We start from the raw sequence: 15,371 nt of genomic DNA, 5'->3' as shown, positions 1-15,371 counted from the left end.
CTGCCCATGGGGGCCGGCGGCCGTTCGGATGCGCCCCGGTCAGCCGTTGCGCGGGCTCGGGAAGGCCGAGGGACGCGGCTCCTCGCGGAGGGAGGCGCTGCCCGAGGTGGGCTGCGGGGGCATCGAGCGGGCCGCGGGGACCGAGGGAAGCGTGCGGGTCACTCCCGGCTCCACGATCGGCTCCTGGTCGACGCCGGCGCCGATGCCCGGCTGGGGTGCGCGCCGGGCACCGTAACGGCGGTGGACGGCCTGCTTGGTGACTCCGAGCGCGGAGCCCACCGCGTCCCAGGAGAAACCGAGCGAGCGGTCGAAGTCGACCGCGGCGGTCACCAGGGTCTCGACACTGTCCCGCAGCTCCTGCGCGAGACGGACGGTCGGGGCGGGTGCCCGTCCGTAGACGACGAAGCCCGTGGACGGGCCGGAGCGGCGAGGGCGGTAGACATTGCCCAGCTGGGCCGTGAGCGTGCGCAGTGCGTCCACCTGCCGCCGGACCCGCTCGATGTCCCGCACCAGCAGGTGCAGACTCGCCCGAGCCTGGGCGTCGTGGGTTGCGTGGTCGGCCATGTGAAAGCCTCTCGAACCGGCATGTAAGGGGAAAGGTCGCGAGGGGAACGGCGACCCGAATCGGTCAATCTCTCTTGACCAACGCGCCACCGGGAGTTGGGTCACGCTGCGGGGGCGTACACGCATATGCGCGGGGCGCTCGTCCCTGCGTACGCCCCCTCCGCCGGAGGCGCCCTGAGCGACGGCCCTGATCCGGCCTGACCGACAAGGCACCCCTAGACTGGTGCGCTGCCCGTAAAGCCCCCGGACAGACAGGCAGTCGCCACCCATGAAGCTCGTCTTCGCAGGCACCCCCGAGGTCGCCGTACCCGCTCTGGACGCCCTGCTCGCCTCCGGCCGGCACGAGGTGGCCGCCGTGGTCACCCGTCCGGACGCTCCGGCGGGACGCGGCCGGCGGCTCGTCGCCAGTCCGGTGGCCCAGCGGGCGGAGGAGGCGGGGATCGAGGTCCTGAAGCCGGTCAGGCCGCGCGACGAGGACTTCCTCGCCCGGTTGCGCGAGATCGCGCCGGACTGCTGCCCGGTCGTGGCCTACGGCGCGCTGCTGCCCAAGGTCGCCCTCGACATCCCCTCCCGCGGCTGGGTCAACCTGCACTTCTCGCTGCTGCCGGCCTGGCGGGGCGCGGCGCCCGTGCAGCACTCCCTGATGGCGGGCGACCAGGTGACGGGCGCGTCCACCTTCCTGATCGAGGAGGGCCTCGACTCGGGCCCGGTCTACGGCGTCGTCACCGAGGACGTCCGGCCGACCGACACCAGCGGCGACCTGCTCACCCGCCTCGCCTTCGCGGGCGCCGGACTGCTCGCCGCGACGATGGACGGCATCGAGGACGGCACGCTGCAGGCCGTGCCGCAGCCCGTCGAGGGCATCACCCTCGCACCGAAGATCCAGGTCGAGGACGCGCACGTCGACTTCGCCGCCCCCGCGCTCCGGGTGGACCGGGTGGTCCGCGGCTGCACCCCGGCCCCCGGCGCCTGGACCGTCTTCCGCGGCGAACGCCTCAAGCTGATCCAGGTCACCCCGCTGCCGGACCGCACGGACCTCGCCCCGGGCGAGCTCTCCGTGGGCAAGAACAACGTGTACGCGGGCACCGGCTCGTACGCCGTCGAACTCCTCTGGGTCCAGCCGCAGGGCAAGAAGCCGATGAAGGCCGCCGACTGGGCCCGCGGCGTCCGGATCGCCCCGGGCGAGCGCCTCGGGGCCTGACCGCCGAGGCCCCGGGGGGACCGGTCCCGCCGGTGACGAGCCGCCCGAGCTCGTCGCCCGGCAGGGGCGTTTTCCGCGGGGGAGGGGCGCGGACGTACGCTGAGAGGGTTCGACCCCTCATTTCGTCACGCGGAGCACCTTTGAGCGAGCAGGCACGTCGCCGTCCCCCCAAGCCCTACCGGCGGCCCCAGAAGGACCCCGTCCGGATGCTCGCCTTCGAGGCGCTGAGGGCGGTGGACGAGCGGGACGCCTACGCCAACCTGGTGCTGCCGCCGCTCCTGCGCAAGGCCCGGGAGAAGGGCGACTTCGACGGTCGGGACGCGGCGCTCGCGACCGAACTCGTGTACGGGACGCTGCGCCGCCAGGGCACGTACGACGCGATCATCTCGGCCTGCATCGACCGGCCGCTGCGCGAGGTCGACCCGCCCGTGCTGGATGTGCTCGCGCTCGGCGCGCACCAGCTGCTCGGGACTCGGATCCCCACCCACGCCGCCGTCTCCGCCAGCGTCGAGCTGGCCCGGGTCGTGCTCGGCGACGGACGGGCCAAGTTCGTGAACGCCGTCCTGCGGAAGATCTCGGCGCAGGACCTCGACGCCTGGGTGGCGCAGGTCGCCCCGCCGTACGACAAGGACCCCGAGGACCACCTCGCCGTCGTCCACTCCCACCCCCGCTGGGTCGTCTCGGCGCTCTGGGACTCGCTCGGCGGCGGCCGGGCCGGCATCGAGGAGCTCCTGGCGGCGGACAACGACCGCCCCGAGGTCACCCTCGTCGCCCGCCCCGGCCGCTCCACCACGGAGGAGCTCGCCGCGGCCACCGAGACCGTGCCGGGCCGCTGGTCCCCGTACGCCGTGCGGATGGCCGAGGGCGGCGAGCCCGGCGCCATCGACGCGGTGAAGGACGGCCGGGCCGGCGTCCAGGACGAGGGCAGCCAGCTCGTCGCGATCGCCCTCGCGAACGCACCGGTCGACGGCTCCGACGCCCGCTGGCTCGACGGCTGCGCGGGACCCGGTGGCAAGGCCGCGCTGCTCGCCGCCCTCGCTGCCGAGCGCGGCGCCGCCCTGCTCGCCTCCGAGAAGCAGCCGCACCGCGCCCGTCTCGTCGAGCGCGCGCTCGCCGGCAACCCCGGCCCGTACCAGGTGATCGCCGCCGACGGCACCCGCCCGCCGTGGCGCCCCGGCTCCTTCGACCGGGTCCTCATGGACGTGCCCTGCTCGGGCCTCGGCGCCCTGCGCCGCCGCCCCGAGGCCCGCTGGCGCCGCCGCCCCGACGACCTCGACTCCTTCGCGCCGCTCCAGCGCGCCCTGCTGACCGAGGCGTTGAGCGCCGTGCGCGTCGGCGGTGTCGTGGGGTACGCGACCTGCTCGCCGCACCTGGCCGAGACCCGGGTCGTCGTCGACGACGTCCTGAAGAAGGTCGGCGGCGCCGAGCTGCTCGACGCCCGCCCGCTGCTGCCGGGCGTCCCCGCCCTCGGGGACGGACCGGACGTCCAGCTGTGGCCGCATCTGCACGGTACGGACGCCATGTACCTGGCGCTGCTCCGCCGGACCGCCTGACCGTCCGGCTGTTCGGCCGACCGGCCGCCGACCGTAATCTCCCGGTCTGTACGGGCCCGGGCTCGTCGCTTCGTACCGAAAATGGTCTGGACCGGATCCGAAACCGCTCGGCGGCAAAGAAGTACCCAAGAACGTGGGAGGCTTGGCACATGGCGCAGATCAACCCCAGCATCCTGTCCGCGGACTTCGCCCGGCTCGCCGATGAGGCGAAGGCCGTCGACGGCGCCGACTGGCTGCACGTCGACGTGATGGACAACCACTTCGTGCCCAACCTGACCCTGGGCGTGCCGATCGTGGAGTCGCTCGCCCGCGCGACCGACACCCCCCTCGACTGCCATCTGATGATCGAGGACCCCGACCGCTGGGCGCCCCAGTACGTCGAGGCGGGCGCGGGTTCGGTCACCTTCCACGTGGAGGCGGCGGCGGCGCCCGTCCGGCTCGCGCGGGAGATCAGGGCCAAGGGTGCGCGGGCCTCCATGGCGCTCAAGCCGGCCACGCCCATCGAGCCGTACGAGGACCTGCTCCCCGAGCTCGACATGCTGCTGATCATGACGGTCGAGCCCGGCTTCGGCGGCCAGGCCTTCCTCGACATCATGCTGCCGAAGATCCGCCGCACCCGTGAACTGATCTCCAAGCACGGCCTGGAGCTGTGGCTCCAGGTCGACGGCGGGGTCGCCGAGTCCACCATCGAGCGGTGCGCCGAGGCCGGCGCCGACGTCTTCGTGGCGGGCTCCGCGGTCTACGGCGCGGCCGATCCGGCCGCCGCGGTCGCCTCCCTCCGGGCCCGCGCGGACGCCGTCACGGCCTCCGCCCCGTGGGCGTGTGGCCACTGAGCCTCCGGTGGATGAACGCGGCCCGTCGGGCCGCCGACAGGACTGATCAAGGCCCGCCGGATCTGACAGGATGGACGGCGAGTCCAGAGTGTGAACCACAGTGGTACCTGAACATCGGTATGTGAACAGCCGGCCGTGCACGAACAGCGGTACATGAACAGCAGTGAGGAGATCGCGGTGGCGGGAATGTCGGCGGGACGGTCGGCCCTGCGGATGGGCCCCGCGGAGCTGGTGCAGGCGGCGGCCATGGCCCGCCGCTTCTACCTCGAGGGCAAGTCCAAGATCCAGATCGCCGAGGAGTTCGGCGTGAGCCGCTTCAAGGTGGCCCGGGTCCTGGAGACCGCCCTGGAGCGCGACCTCGTGCGTATCGAGATCCGCGTACCGGCCGAGCTGGACGCCGAGCGTTCCGACGCGCTCCGCGCCCGCTACGGGCTCCGCCACGCCGTCGTCGTCGAGTCGCCGGCGGAGGGCGAGGACGAGTCGCCCGACCCGGAGAACCTCGGCGAGGTCGCGGCCGACCTGCTCGGTGAGCTGGTCAACGAGGGCGACGTCCTCGGCCTGGCCTGGGGCCGCTCCACCATTCACATGGCGGCGGCGCTCGACCGGCTGCCGCCGTGCACGGTCGTCCAGCTCACCGGGGTGTACGACGCCGGGACCGCCGAGCGCGGCTCGGTGGAGGCGGTGCGCCGCGCCGCCCAGGTCTCCGGCGGCGAGGCCCACCCGATCTACGCGCCGATGCTGCTCCCCGACCCGGCGACGGCGGCGGCACTGCGCGGCCAGACCGGTATCGCGCGGGCCTTCGAGTACTTCGACAAGGTGACCGTCGCCTGCGTCTCCATCGGCTCCTGGGAGCCCGGCATCTCGACCGTCCACGACATGCTCTCCGACGAGGAGCGCGCCCACTACGCCTCCCTCGGCGTCGCCGCCGAGATGTCCGCGCACCTCTTCGACGCCGAGGGGCGCCGGGTCGGCCGTGACCTGGGCGAGCGGTGCATCACCGTCGAGGCGGACCGGCTGCGCCGGATCCCCGAGGTCGTGGCCATCGCCGGCGGCCAGCGCAAGGCGGCCGCGATCGGCGCGGTGCTGCGCTCCGGGCTCGTCACCAGCCTGGTGACCGACCGCGCCGCGGCCGACTATCTGCTCACCGAGTCCAGCCCGGGCACCCACCCCGCGCTCGACCGGAAGGACCCGGACTTCAGCTGAGGCGGATCCCGCCGCCCTCGGCCCCCGGGGGCGGCGCGTCCGGGCGCTGCCCCGGGCGCCTCGATGGCAGCATCGGGGCCATGATCCTCAGGTGCGCGCGGGCCGTGCTCGCGCTGCTCGCCGGTGTCTCGCTCCTCCTCACCGGGTGCTCGGGCGGCGATCCCGCCCCGACACCGCCCGGCGGCACCACCGTCGCGTCCGCACCGGCGAGCAGGGCCTCCACGCTGCCGGTGGTCCGGGTCGCGGACCTGCCTCCCGAGGCACGGGAGACGCTGGCGCTCATCGCGCGGGGCGGCCCTTTCCCGTACGCCAAGGACGGCGCCGTGTTCGGCAACTTCGAGCGGATCCTGCCCCGGCGACCGCGCGGCCACTACCGCGAGTACACCGTCCCCACCCCCGGTGAACGCGATCGCGGCGCCCGGCGCATCGTCACCGGGGGGAGCGGGGAGACGTACTACACCGACGACCACTACGAGAGCTTCCGGGAGGTGGTCGGCTCATGAACGCGACCCACCGCACGGGCCACGGGGCCCCCGACCTTTCCCGCCCCCTCGTGCTCGACCTGCACGGGGTCACCGACAAGACCGCCTTCATGAACCGCTGCGTACGGGCCCTCCCGCTGCCCGTCTGGTTCGGGCGCAACTGGGACGCCCTCGCCGACTCCCTCGCCGACATGCGCGAACCCATGGCGATCGTGGTGACCGGCTGGCAGGCTTATGCGGAGGCCAGCCCGGACGAGTGGGCGACCGTCGAGGAGGTGTTCTCCGCGGCGGCCCGCGCCAGCGTCGAAGGCCTCGCCGTCCTCCTCTCGCTCGGCGGTTTGGAGGATCCGACAGGCGAGCCTGCGCAAGGCTCGGATGATTAGCCCGGGTCCCGTACCCGGACCGCCGTGGGACAATGAACTACGTGCTTTTTCCCCTGGCTGAAATGCCTAGGGGCCGATCCGAACGACTGGGATGTCAGCACGTGCGTTTCCTCAATGACGTCAAGCCGCCCTACGACCTGACGTACGACGATGTGTTCATGGTGCCGAGCCGCTCGGCCGTCGGTTCCCGCCAGGCCGTGGACCTCTCCTCGCCGGACGGAAGCGGGACCACGATCCCGCTGGTCGTCGCCAACATGACCGCCATCGCCGGCCGCCGGATGGCCGAGACCGTCGCCCGCCGCGGTGGCCTCGTCGTCATCCCGCAGGACATTCCCATCGAGGTCGTCACCGACGTCATCTCGTGGGTCAAGAGCCGCCACCACGTGCTCGACACCCCGATCGTCCTGGAGCCCCACCAGACCGTCGCCGACGCGCTCTCGCTGCTGCCCAAGCGCGCCCACGACGCCGGTGTCGTCGTCGACGAGAACCGCCGCCCGGTGGGCGTCGTCACCGACGCCGACCTGTCCGGCGTGGACCGCTTCACCCAGCTCTCCGAGGTCATGTCCAGGGACCTGCTGCTCCTGGACGCCGACATCGACCCGCGCGAGGCGTTCAACACCCTCGACGCCGCCAACCGCCGCTACGCCCCCGCGGTCGACGCGGACGGCAAGCTCGTCGGCATCCTCACCCGCAAGGGCGCGCTGCGCGCGACGCTCTACAGCCCGGCCGTCGACAAGAACGGGCAGCTGCGCATCGCCGCCGCCGTCGGCATCAACGGCGACGTGGCGGGCAAGGCCAAGCAGCTGCTCGACGCGGGCGTCGACACGCTCGTCATCGACACCGCGCACGGCCACCAGGAGTCGATGATCTCCGCCATCCGGACCGTGCGGGCGCTCGACCCGCAGGTCCCGATCGTCGCGGGCAACATCGTCGCCGCCGAGGGCGTCAAGGACCTCATCGAGGCGGGCGCCGACATCATCAAGGTCGGCGTCGGACCCGGTGCCATGTGCACCACCCGCATGATGACCGGCGTCGGCCGCCCGCAGTTCTCGGCCGTCCTGGAGTGCGCCGCCGAGGCGAAGAAGTACGGCAAGCACGTCTGGGCCGACGGTGGCGTCCGGCACCCGCGCGACGTCGCCATGGCGCTCGCCGCCGGCGCGTCCAACGTGATGATCGGCTCCTGGTTCGCCGGTACGTACGAGTCCCCGGGCGACCTCCAGCACGACGCCCAGGGGCGTGCGTACAAGGAGTCCTTCGGCATGGCCTCGGCCCGCGCCGTCAAGAACCGCACGAGCGACGAGTCCGCATACGACCGCGCCCGCAAGGCGCTGTTCGAGGAGGGCATCTCCACCTCGCGCATGTTCCTCGACCCGCAGCGTCCGGGCGTCGAGGACCTGATCGACTCGATCATCGCGGGCGTCCGCTCCTCCTGCACCTACGCCGGTGCCGGCTCGCTCGCCGAGTTCGAGGAGAAGTCCGTCGTCGGCATCCAGTCCGCCGCCGGCTACGCCGAGGGCAAGCCGCTGCACGCCAGCTGGAGCTAGTTCCTCACCGCCGTATGCCGTGGGCCCCGAAGACATCCTCTCCGGGGCCCACGGCGTTCCCCTGTCGCGGAAGCCCGACGGGCAGGTACGGCCGCAGGACGCCCGCCACGGCCGCAGCGATCCGGGCGTGTCCCGCGTCGTTCGGATGAAGCCCGTCGGCCAGGTGCTCCGGGGCGAGCAGGGACCGCCCCGGCAGGACCAGGAGCCGGTCGTCGCCCTCGGCCGCCAGGTCCCGGGCGGCCCGCTCCATGGCCCTGCGCAGCTCTGTGAGGGTCGCTCCGAGGGCGTTGCGGGTGTGTTCGGCCTCCGGGCGCAGGACGGGCGAGACGACAAGCAGCGGGGTCCGCGGATGGCCGAGACGGACGAGCCCCACGAAGGCCCGCACGGTCGCGTACAGCCAGTCGGCCGTCGCGGGGACGCGGGACCAGCAGTTGGTGCCGAACGCGAGCGTGATCACCTCGCCCGGCAGCCGTGCCAGCTGCTCGGCGAGCGGCAGTTCGCCCCGCGCCCCGCCCGCGTACCCGAGGTTCACCGGGTCGAGGCCGAGGAGCCGTCCCGCCGTCGCGGGCCAGGAGTGCGCGGGGCGGGTCGACCACCAGCCCTCCGTGATCGAGTCGCCGTGGACCAGCCAGCGCGGCGACGGCGGGGCGGGGGAGAGGGCGCCGCCGACGGCCCGCAGCGCGAGCGGCACGGGCGACTGGCCCTCCGGGAGGTGCACGGCGAAGACACCGCCGCCCGGGGGCAGCGGCAGGCTCACCGCGCCCTCGGCCGCCGGGGCGACGCAGGTCTCGCCGACGAGCCGGGTACCGCTCCAGAGCGCGAAGCAGTGGCGCAGCCCCGCCCAGGGGTCGTCCGGCTCCGGCACGGCCGCGCGATAGCGCAGCTCCACCGCGCGCGTGCCCGGCGCCGCCGTGAACGCGAGCCGTACGCCGATGGGCAGCGCGGCCCGCTCGGCGGTGTCCCGGGGCAGCCGCTCCAGGTCCGCCGGATCCGCCCGGACCGCCCTGCCTCCGTCCAGCCAGGCGGTACCGCGCAGGAACGGTGCGGGGTCGAGCCAGCCCACCGGGGCCTCCGATCGGGGGGTCGTCGGGAGTGCGCAGCGTCGGTCATCGGCCATGAGGAGTCCATACGCGCGCGGGCACCGGTTCACACCCGGATGTGTCGATTCATGCGGGGGAGCGCAATGTTTCCCCGTCTGCGCCCGAAGCGCGCAATGATCATCCGACACTGCGCAACAACCCTGCATTACGAGTGCGAACCTCTGGCGCTTAGGCTCATGCCTCGTACCAGGAGTGGCGGCGACCGCCTGCTCGGCGGTTCCCCTTCCCCCGTGGGCCTGATCTGTCATGCCCACGTACCGCTGCGGTCGTCTCCGTACCCACAGGCAGCGATAAGGAGCCTCCGCAGTGCTGGATCAAGGCGCAGCCCCGCCGGTCGATGACACGACCACCCCCAAGACCTCCGCTCTTGGCGCTCTCACCCGCCGCAAGCCGGTGGAACAGCTGGTCGCAGAGGGTGGGCAGGGTGAGGGCGGCAGTCTCCGCCGCTCGCTCTCGATGTGGCAGCTGACCATGATCAGCATCGGCGCCACGCTGGGCACGGGCATCTTCGTGGTGCTCGGCGACGCCGTCCCGAAGGCCGGCCCCGCGGTCACGCTCGCCTTCGTCATCGCCGGACTCACGGCGCTCTTCTCCGCGCTCTCCTACGCGGAGCTGGCCGGCACCATACCGGTCGCGGGCTCTTCCTACTCGTATGCGTACGCAACCATGGGCGAACTCGTCGCCTGGGTCTGCGGCTGGTGTCTGGTCCTCGAGTACGGCGTCTCCGTCGCCGCCGTGGCCGTCGGCTGGGGCGAGTACCTCAACGAGCTGCTCGACGGCACCCTCGGTGTCACCATCCCCGCGATGCTCTCCTCGGCCCCGGGCGAGGGCGGCGTGATCAACCTGCCCGGCCTCATCGTGGTGCTGCTCGCCATGGTGTTCCTGCTCGGCGGCGCCCGTGAGTCCGCGCTCGTCAACACGATCATGGTCTTCGTGAAGATCGCCGCGCTCGTGCTCTTCTGCGCCATCGGCTTCATGGGCTTCAAGTCCGGCAACTACGAGGACTTCATGCCGCTCGGCATGGCGGGCGTCAGCGCCGCCGGCGCCAGCCTCTTCTTCTCGTACATCGGCTTCGACGCCGCCTCCACCGCCGGCGAGGAGGCCAAGGACCCCAAGCGGGACCTGCCCCGCGCGATCATGCTCTCCCTGCTGATCGTCACCGTCCTCTACGTCCTCGTCGCCGCCGTCGCCGTCGGCGCCTGGAACTGGAAGGACTTCGAAGGCTCCGAGGCCACCCTCGCCGCGATCATGAACGACGTCAGCGGCCAGACCTTCTGGGGCACGCTGCTCGCCCTCGGCGCCGTCATCTCCATCGCCAGCGTCGTCCTGACCGTCCTCTACGGCCAGACCCGCGTCCTCTTCGCGATGTCCCGCGACGGCCTCGTCCCGAAGGTCTTCGCCAAGGTCAACCCCAAGACCGGCACCCCGCGCGTGAACACGGTCATCGTGTCCCTGTTCTGCGGCGCCCTCGCCTCGGTCATCCCGCTCGGCAAGCTCGTCGACGCCACCAGCATCGGCACGCTGTTCGCCTTCGCCCTGGTCAACGTCGCGGTGATCGTGCTCCGCTACACGCGCCCCGACATGCCGCGCACCTTCAAGGTCGCCCTCGGGCCGGTCTTCCCGGTCCTCGGCTTCGGCTTCTGCGCCTACAACATGTTCAGCCTGGACACCGTCACCTGGGTGGTCTTCGGTTGCTGGATGGCCGCCGGTCTCGTGTTCTACTTCCTGTACGGCATGCGCCGCTCCCGACTGGCTTCCGAGCAGAAGTGATCCACCCGTAGTGCGACTCAACGACCTCGACGAACGCATCGTCCACGCCCTCGCGGAAGACGCCCGCCGCAGCTACGCCGACATCGGCTCGCTCGTCGGACTCTCCGCGCCCGCCGTGAAGCGGCGCGTGGACCGGCTCCGGGCCGAGGGGGCCATCACCGGCTTCACCGTCCGGGTGGACCCGGCGGCGCTCGGCTGGGAGACCGAGGGCTTCGTCGAGATCTACTGCCGTCACAACACCTCGCCGAACGACATCCGGCGAGGCCTGGAGCGGTATCCCGAAGTGGTGTCCGCGTCGACCGTCACCGGCGACGCGGACGCCGTCGTCCAGGTCTTCGCCTCGGACATGCGGCACTTCGAGCGGGTCCTGGAGCGGATCGCGGGCGAACCCTTCGTGGAGCGCACCAAGTCCGTCCTGGTGCTGTCGCCGCTGCTGCGACGCTTCTCCTCGGGCTCGCCCGCGTAGCTCCGCGCAGCCCCCGGGGATCGGGCGATCGGGACGGTGCGGGCCGTGGTTCCCGCACCGCCCTTCGCCCGCCCACCCCCGTGGGGCGGTCCATGGGTGGCCGCTCTACTCGGTCGGGTAGACGAACTCCCAGGGCGTGACCCGGAAGTCGCCCGTCCCCTCCTGGATCTTCTCGAACGGCGCGCCGCTGACGCACGGCGGGACCTTGTCCTTCTGCGGATCGGCCGTCATCCACGTGTAGCCGAGCCGGTCGCCGGCGTCGTCGTCGTGGACCGTGACCCCGACGCGCGCCTTCCGGAACTCCTTCACATCGGTCTCGACGACGACCCCGGACACGACGGCCACCTTGCCGCCCGTGGCGAGGCAGTCGACCTTCACCTTCGCGTACCCGCCCCAGTCGCCCTTGTAGTGGCTGAAGCGGAACGTGCCGGTGGCCTTCATCGGATCCTGCCGGTCCCCCTCGGCCAGGTGGGCGTCGAAGGAGAACGTGATGTCGTCCCCGGCCGGCCGGTACAGCTTCGCCGTGCCGGTCAGCGCGGCGGCCTCCCGCTGCACGGTCCGCGCGGCCGACACGCCGTCCGCGCCCTCCCCCGAGGCGACGGCGGAACCGGTGGCCCCCGCGATGATCAGGAAGGCGGCGGCGACGGCGATGATCTTCGTACGGCGCTTCATGGTCGTTTCGGTCCTTTCGGCAGGTCAACCGGACGACCACCACTCTTCCGCGACCGCCGCGACACGTCGTCGGGCCCGAGGACGGTCCCGTCTCCGCCGTGCGGCGGGGGAGCCCTGCGACCCCCGGTGGAGGCGTACGCAACGAATCGCCGCCCCACCCGTCGACCGCGCAACGGTTCGACGGTCGGTCCGCAACGCTGCCGCCTTGTCCCGGTGGAGTCCGGAACCGTACCGTTTTTGACGTCTCCCTCCCCCTTCAGACACTCCGAGGACCGCCGATGCCCGCGCTGCGCACCGCCCTGCTCCAGAGCTCCGGACAGCCCGGTGACGTGGCCGCCAATCTCGCCGTCCTCGACGAGGCCGCCGGCCGCGCCGCGGCCACCGGCGCCGGCCTCCTCGTCGCCCCGGAGCTCTTCCTCACCGGGTACGCGATCGGCGACGACGTCCCCAAGCTCGCCGAGCCCGCCGACGGCCCCTCCGCGCGCGCCGTCGCCGCGCTCGCCGTCCGCCACGGCCTCGCGATCGTCTACGGCTACCCGGAGCGGGACACCGAGCGGCACGGGGTGCTCTACAACTCCGCCCGGCTCGTCGGCGCCGACGGCACCTTCCTCGCGAACTACCGCAAGACCCACCTGTTCGGCTGCTTCGAGCAGAAGTGGTTCACCCCCGGTGACCTGACGGTCGTCCAGGCCGAGGTCGACGGCGTCCGTGTCGGCATGCTGATCTGCTACGACGTCGAGTTCCCGGAGAACGTCCGGTCCCACGCGCTCGCCGGCACCGACTTCCTCGTCGTCCCGACCGCGCAGATGCACCCCTTCCAGTTCGTCGCCGAGTCGGTGATCCCCGTCCGCGCCTTCGAGAGCCAGATGTACGTGGCGTACGTGAACCGGACCGGTCCCGAGGGCGAGTTCGAGTTCGTCGGCCTCTCCACCCTCGCGGGCCCCGACGGCACCGCCCGCGCCCGCGCCGGACGTGGCGAGGACCTGGTCTTCGGCGAGGTCGACCCCGACTTCCTGGCGGCCTCCCGGAAGAACAACCCCTACCTCGCCGACCGTCGCCCCGGGCTCTACGGCTCCCTCGTCTGAGCCGCCCTCCCCGCCCTTCCCGACCTGCCTTTCCTTTTCCGCGCAAGGAGTCCGTACCCCATGACGTCCACGGTGCCCACGACCGCCGTTCCGCACAGCGACGGCCAGCCGCCGATCACCATGTTCGGTCCGGACTTCCCGTACGCGTACGACGACTTCCTGGCCCACCCGGCCGGGCTCGGCCAGATACCGGCGACCGAGCACGGCACCGAGGTCGCCGTCATCGGCGGCGGGCTCTCCGGCATCATCGCCGCGTACGAGCTGATGAAGATGGGCCTCAAGCCCGTCGTCTACGAGGCCGACCAGATCGGCGGCCGGCTGCGGACCGTGGGCTTCGAGGGCACCGCCACCGAGGGCCTCACCGCCGAGATGGGCGCCATGCGCTTCCCGCCCTCGTCGACCGCGCTCCAGCACTACATCGACCTGGTCGGCCTGGAGACCACGCCCTTCCCGAACCCGCTCGCCGAGTCGACCCCGTCGACCGTCGTCGACCTCAAGGGCGAGTCGCACTACGCCACCACCGTCGACGACCTCCCCCAGGTCTACCGCGACGTGATGAACGCGTGGAACGCCTGTCTGGACGAGGGCGCGGACTTCTCCGACATGAACCAGGCCATGCGCGAGCGCGACGTCCCGCGCATCCGTGAGATCTGGTCGAAGCTCGTCGAGAAGCTCGACAACCAGACCTTCTACGGCTTCCTCTGCGAGTCGGAGTCCTTCAAGTCCTTCCGGCACCGTGAGATCTTCGGCCAGGTCGGCTTCGGCACCGGCGGCTGGGACACCGACTTCCCGAACTCCATCCTGGAGATCCTCCGCGTCGTCTACACCGAGGCCGACGACCACCACCGCGGCATCGTCGGTGGCTCTCAGCAGCTGCCGCTGCGGCTGTGGGAGCGCGAGCCGGAGAAGATCGTCCACTGGGCGCAGGGCACCTCGCTCAGCTCGCTCCACGACGGCGTCCCGAAGCCGGCCGTGACCCGGCTGAACCGGACCGCCGGCAACCGCATCACCGTCACCGACGCCTCCGGCGACATCCGGACGTACCAGGCGGCGATCTTCACCGCCCAGTCCTGGATGCTGCTGTCCAAGATCGCCTGTGACGACTCGCTCTTCCCGATCGACCACTGGACGGCGATCGAGCGCACCCACTACATGGAGTCGTCGAAGCTCTTCGTCCCCGTGGACCGGCCGTTCTGGCTGGACAAGGACGAGGAGACGGGCCGGGACGTCATGTCGATGACGCTGACCGACCGGATGACCCGCGGCACGTACCTCCTGGACGACGGACCGGACAAGCCGGCCACCATCTGCCTCTCGTACACCTGGTGCGACGACAGCCTGAAGTGGCTGCCGCTCTCCGCGAACGAGCGGATGGAGGTCATGCTGAAGTCGCTCGGCGAGATCTACCCGAAGGTCGACATCCGGAAGCACATCATCGGCAACCCGGTGACGGTCTCCTGGGAGAACGAGCCCTACTTCATGGGCGCCTTCAAGGCGAACCTGCCGGGCCACTACCGCTACCAGCGGCGCCTGTTCACGCACTTCATGCAGGATCGCCTCCCCGAGGACAAGCGGGGCATCTTCCTCGCGGGTGACGACATCTCCTGGACGGCCGGCTGGGCCGAGGGCGCGGTGCAGACGGCGCTCAACGCGGTCTGGGGCGTGATGCACCACTTCGGCGGCGGCACCGACGCCACCAACCCGGGTCCGGGCGACGTGTACGACGAGATCGCCCCGGTCGAGCTGCCGGAGGACTGAGCGGACTCAGTCGCGCGGGCCCAGCGGAGTGAGCAGCATCCGCCCGACGAGGCCCACCGACCGGTCGAGGCGTTCCCTGAACTCCTCGGCCAGGTCGGGGAGTTCGCGCAGTTGCCAGAGTGAGCGGGCCGCCAGCCAGGCCCCGTCGCGGGCCCGCTCCAGGCTCCAGCAGCCCAGCAGATGTGTCAGCGGGTCCGTGATCTCCAGCAGGTCGGGACCCGGCATGACCTCCTCGCGGATCCGCTCCTCGAGGAGGACGAGGATGTCGCCGACGCGGTCGAAGTCGTCCTCCAGGTCCTCCGGGGCGCACTCCAGCGTCCGGCAGGTGTCGACCACGGCGAGGGCCAGGTCGTGCCCGATGTGCGCGTTGATCCCGGCCAGCGCGAACTGCAGCGGTCGTACGCCGGGGTGGCGCCGGTAGTGGAACAGCGGCCGCCAGCACGCCGGGGCGGGGGCGCCGGCGGCGACGGAGTCGACGACCGACAGGTAGCGCTCGGCGAAGCGCACGTCCAGGGTCGCGGCCGCCCGGCGGTCGGCGAAGGTGCCGGACTCGATGGCGTGGCCGATCTCCTCCGTGACCGTCAGATAGACCCGGTTGAAGACGGCGACGCCGTCGGTGGGATGCCAGGCCGAGCGGATGACACGCATCCGCTCGACCACCGGGTCGACCGCGGTGAACTGCCCGATCTGCGTGGTCTGCGCCATGGGGGCAGCGTCCCAGCAGCCGGGCCCCGGAGGGAACACCCGCGGCCCGGCT

Annotated in this window: 15 protein-coding genes; 11 read left to right on the top strand and 4 right to left on the bottom strand. The window is 72.0% G+C overall.

Annotated features, from left to right (window positions below; all coding sequences use genetic code 11):
• Positions 1 to 39: 39 nt before the first annotated feature.
• Positions 40 to 564 (bottom strand): hypothetical protein, encoded by a 525-nt coding sequence (locus IO20_RS0118145; protein WP_030551921.1) that lies wholly within the window; start codon positions 562 to 564, stop codon positions 40 to 42.
• A gap of 268 nt (positions 565 to 832) precedes the next feature.
• Here IO20_RS0118145 and fmt point away from each other — a divergent pair, with 268 nt between their 5' ends.
• From fmt to IO20_RS0118110, 7 genes are all read left to right on the top strand, one after another.
• Positions 833 to 1,765, top strand: coding sequence for a methionyl-tRNA formyltransferase (gene fmt / locus IO20_RS0118140; RefSeq protein WP_030551923.1), 933 nt, complete (start codon positions 833 to 835; stop codon positions 1,763 to 1,765).
• Positions 1,766 to 1,905: 140 nt separating this feature from the next.
• Entirely contained in the window at positions 1,906 to 3,318 is a 1,413-nt protein-coding gene (locus IO20_RS0118135; RefSeq protein ID WP_030551924.1) for an RsmB/NOP family class I SAM-dependent RNA methyltransferase, read from the top strand.
• A 149-nt stretch (positions 3,319 to 3,467) separates the two neighbouring features.
• Entirely contained in the window at positions 3,468 to 4,151 is a 684-nt protein-coding gene (gene rpe, locus IO20_RS0118130; protein ID WP_030204447.1) for a ribulose-phosphate 3-epimerase, read from the top strand.
• A 153-nt stretch (positions 4,152 to 4,304) separates the two neighbouring features.
• The gene (locus IO20_RS0118125) at positions 4,305 to 5,354 is read left to right on the top strand and encodes a sugar-binding transcriptional regulator (protein ID WP_030551926.1); all 1,050 of its coding nucleotides are present in this window, start codon (positions 4,305 to 4,307) and stop codon (positions 5,352 to 5,354) included.
• An 80-nt stretch (positions 5,355 to 5,434) separates the two neighbouring features.
• Positions 5,435 to 5,857, top strand: a complete 423-nt coding sequence (locus tag IO20_RS0118120) for a guanyl-specific ribonuclease (RefSeq protein WP_030551928.1) — start codon at positions 5,435 to 5,437, stop codon at positions 5,855 to 5,857.
• Positions 5,854 to 6,219: a barstar family protein gene (locus tag IO20_RS0118115; RefSeq protein WP_051874545.1), complete on the top strand. Its 366-nt coding sequence runs from the start codon at positions 5,854 to 5,856 to the stop codon at positions 6,217 to 6,219. Before IO20_RS0118120 ends, IO20_RS0118115 begins: the two co-directional genes overlap by 4 nt.
• A gap of 101 nt (positions 6,220 to 6,320) precedes the next feature.
• Complete coding sequence (locus tag IO20_RS0118110; RefSeq protein ID WP_211270393.1) at positions 6,321 to 7,763, top strand: GuaB1 family IMP dehydrogenase-related protein; 1,443 nt, start codon at positions 6,321 to 6,323, stop codon at positions 7,761 to 7,763.
• Positions 7,764 to 7,767: 4 nt separating this feature from the next.
• On the opposite strand, the gene IO20_RS0118105 is transcribed toward IO20_RS0118110, so the two are convergent.
• Entirely contained in the window at positions 7,768 to 8,880 is a 1,113-nt protein-coding gene (locus IO20_RS0118105; RefSeq protein ID WP_051874546.1) for a GDSL-type esterase/lipase family protein, read from the bottom strand.
• Positions 8,881 to 9,169: 289 nt separating this feature from the next.
• On the opposite strand from IO20_RS0118105, the gene IO20_RS0118100 reads away from it, so the two are divergent.
• Both IO20_RS0118100 and IO20_RS0118095 read left to right on the top strand, forming a co-directional pair.
• Positions 9,170 to 10,633: an amino acid permease gene (locus tag IO20_RS0118100; RefSeq protein WP_030551936.1), complete on the top strand. Its 1,464-nt coding sequence runs from the start codon at positions 9,170 to 9,172 to the stop codon at positions 10,631 to 10,633.
• A 10-nt stretch (positions 10,634 to 10,643) separates the two neighbouring features.
• A complete protein-coding gene (locus IO20_RS0118095) occupies positions 10,644 to 11,099 on the top strand; it encodes an Lrp/AsnC family transcriptional regulator (RefSeq protein WP_030204433.1) in 456 nt (151 codons plus the stop codon).
• A gap of 105 nt (positions 11,100 to 11,204) precedes the next feature.
• Here IO20_RS0118095 and IO20_RS0118090 read toward each other — a convergent pair whose 3' ends face one another.
• Positions 11,205 to 11,771 (bottom strand): hypothetical protein, encoded by a 567-nt coding sequence (locus tag IO20_RS0118090; RefSeq protein WP_030551938.1) that lies wholly within the window; start codon positions 11,769 to 11,771, stop codon positions 11,205 to 11,207.
• Between the two features lie 278 nt (positions 11,772 to 12,049).
• Between IO20_RS0118090 and IO20_RS0118085 the strand changes: the two genes are divergently transcribed.
• Positions 12,050 to 12,856: a carbon-nitrogen hydrolase family protein gene (locus IO20_RS0118085; RefSeq protein WP_030551940.1), complete on the top strand. Its 807-nt coding sequence runs from the start codon at positions 12,050 to 12,052 to the stop codon at positions 12,854 to 12,856.
• A 60-nt stretch (positions 12,857 to 12,916) separates the two neighbouring features.
• Positions 12,917 to 14,614, top strand: a complete 1,698-nt coding sequence (locus IO20_RS0118080; protein ID WP_030551942.1) for a flavin monoamine oxidase family protein — start codon at positions 12,917 to 12,919, stop codon at positions 14,612 to 14,614.
• Between the two features lie 6 nt (positions 14,615 to 14,620).
• Here IO20_RS0118080 and IO20_RS0118075 read toward each other — a convergent pair whose 3' ends face one another.
• Positions 14,621 to 15,319, bottom strand: a complete 699-nt coding sequence (locus IO20_RS0118075; RefSeq protein ID WP_030551944.1) for a DUF5995 family protein — start codon at positions 15,317 to 15,319, stop codon at positions 14,621 to 14,623.
• Between the last annotated feature and the right edge of the window lie 52 nt (positions 15,320 to 15,371).

Source organism: Streptomyces exfoliatus (genome assembly GCF_000725545.1).
GTDB classification, from domain to species: Bacteria; Actinomycetota; Actinomycetes; order Streptomycetales; family Streptomycetaceae; genus Streptomyces; species Streptomyces exfoliatus.
This window is presented reverse-complemented; position numbering and strand designations above follow the sequence as displayed.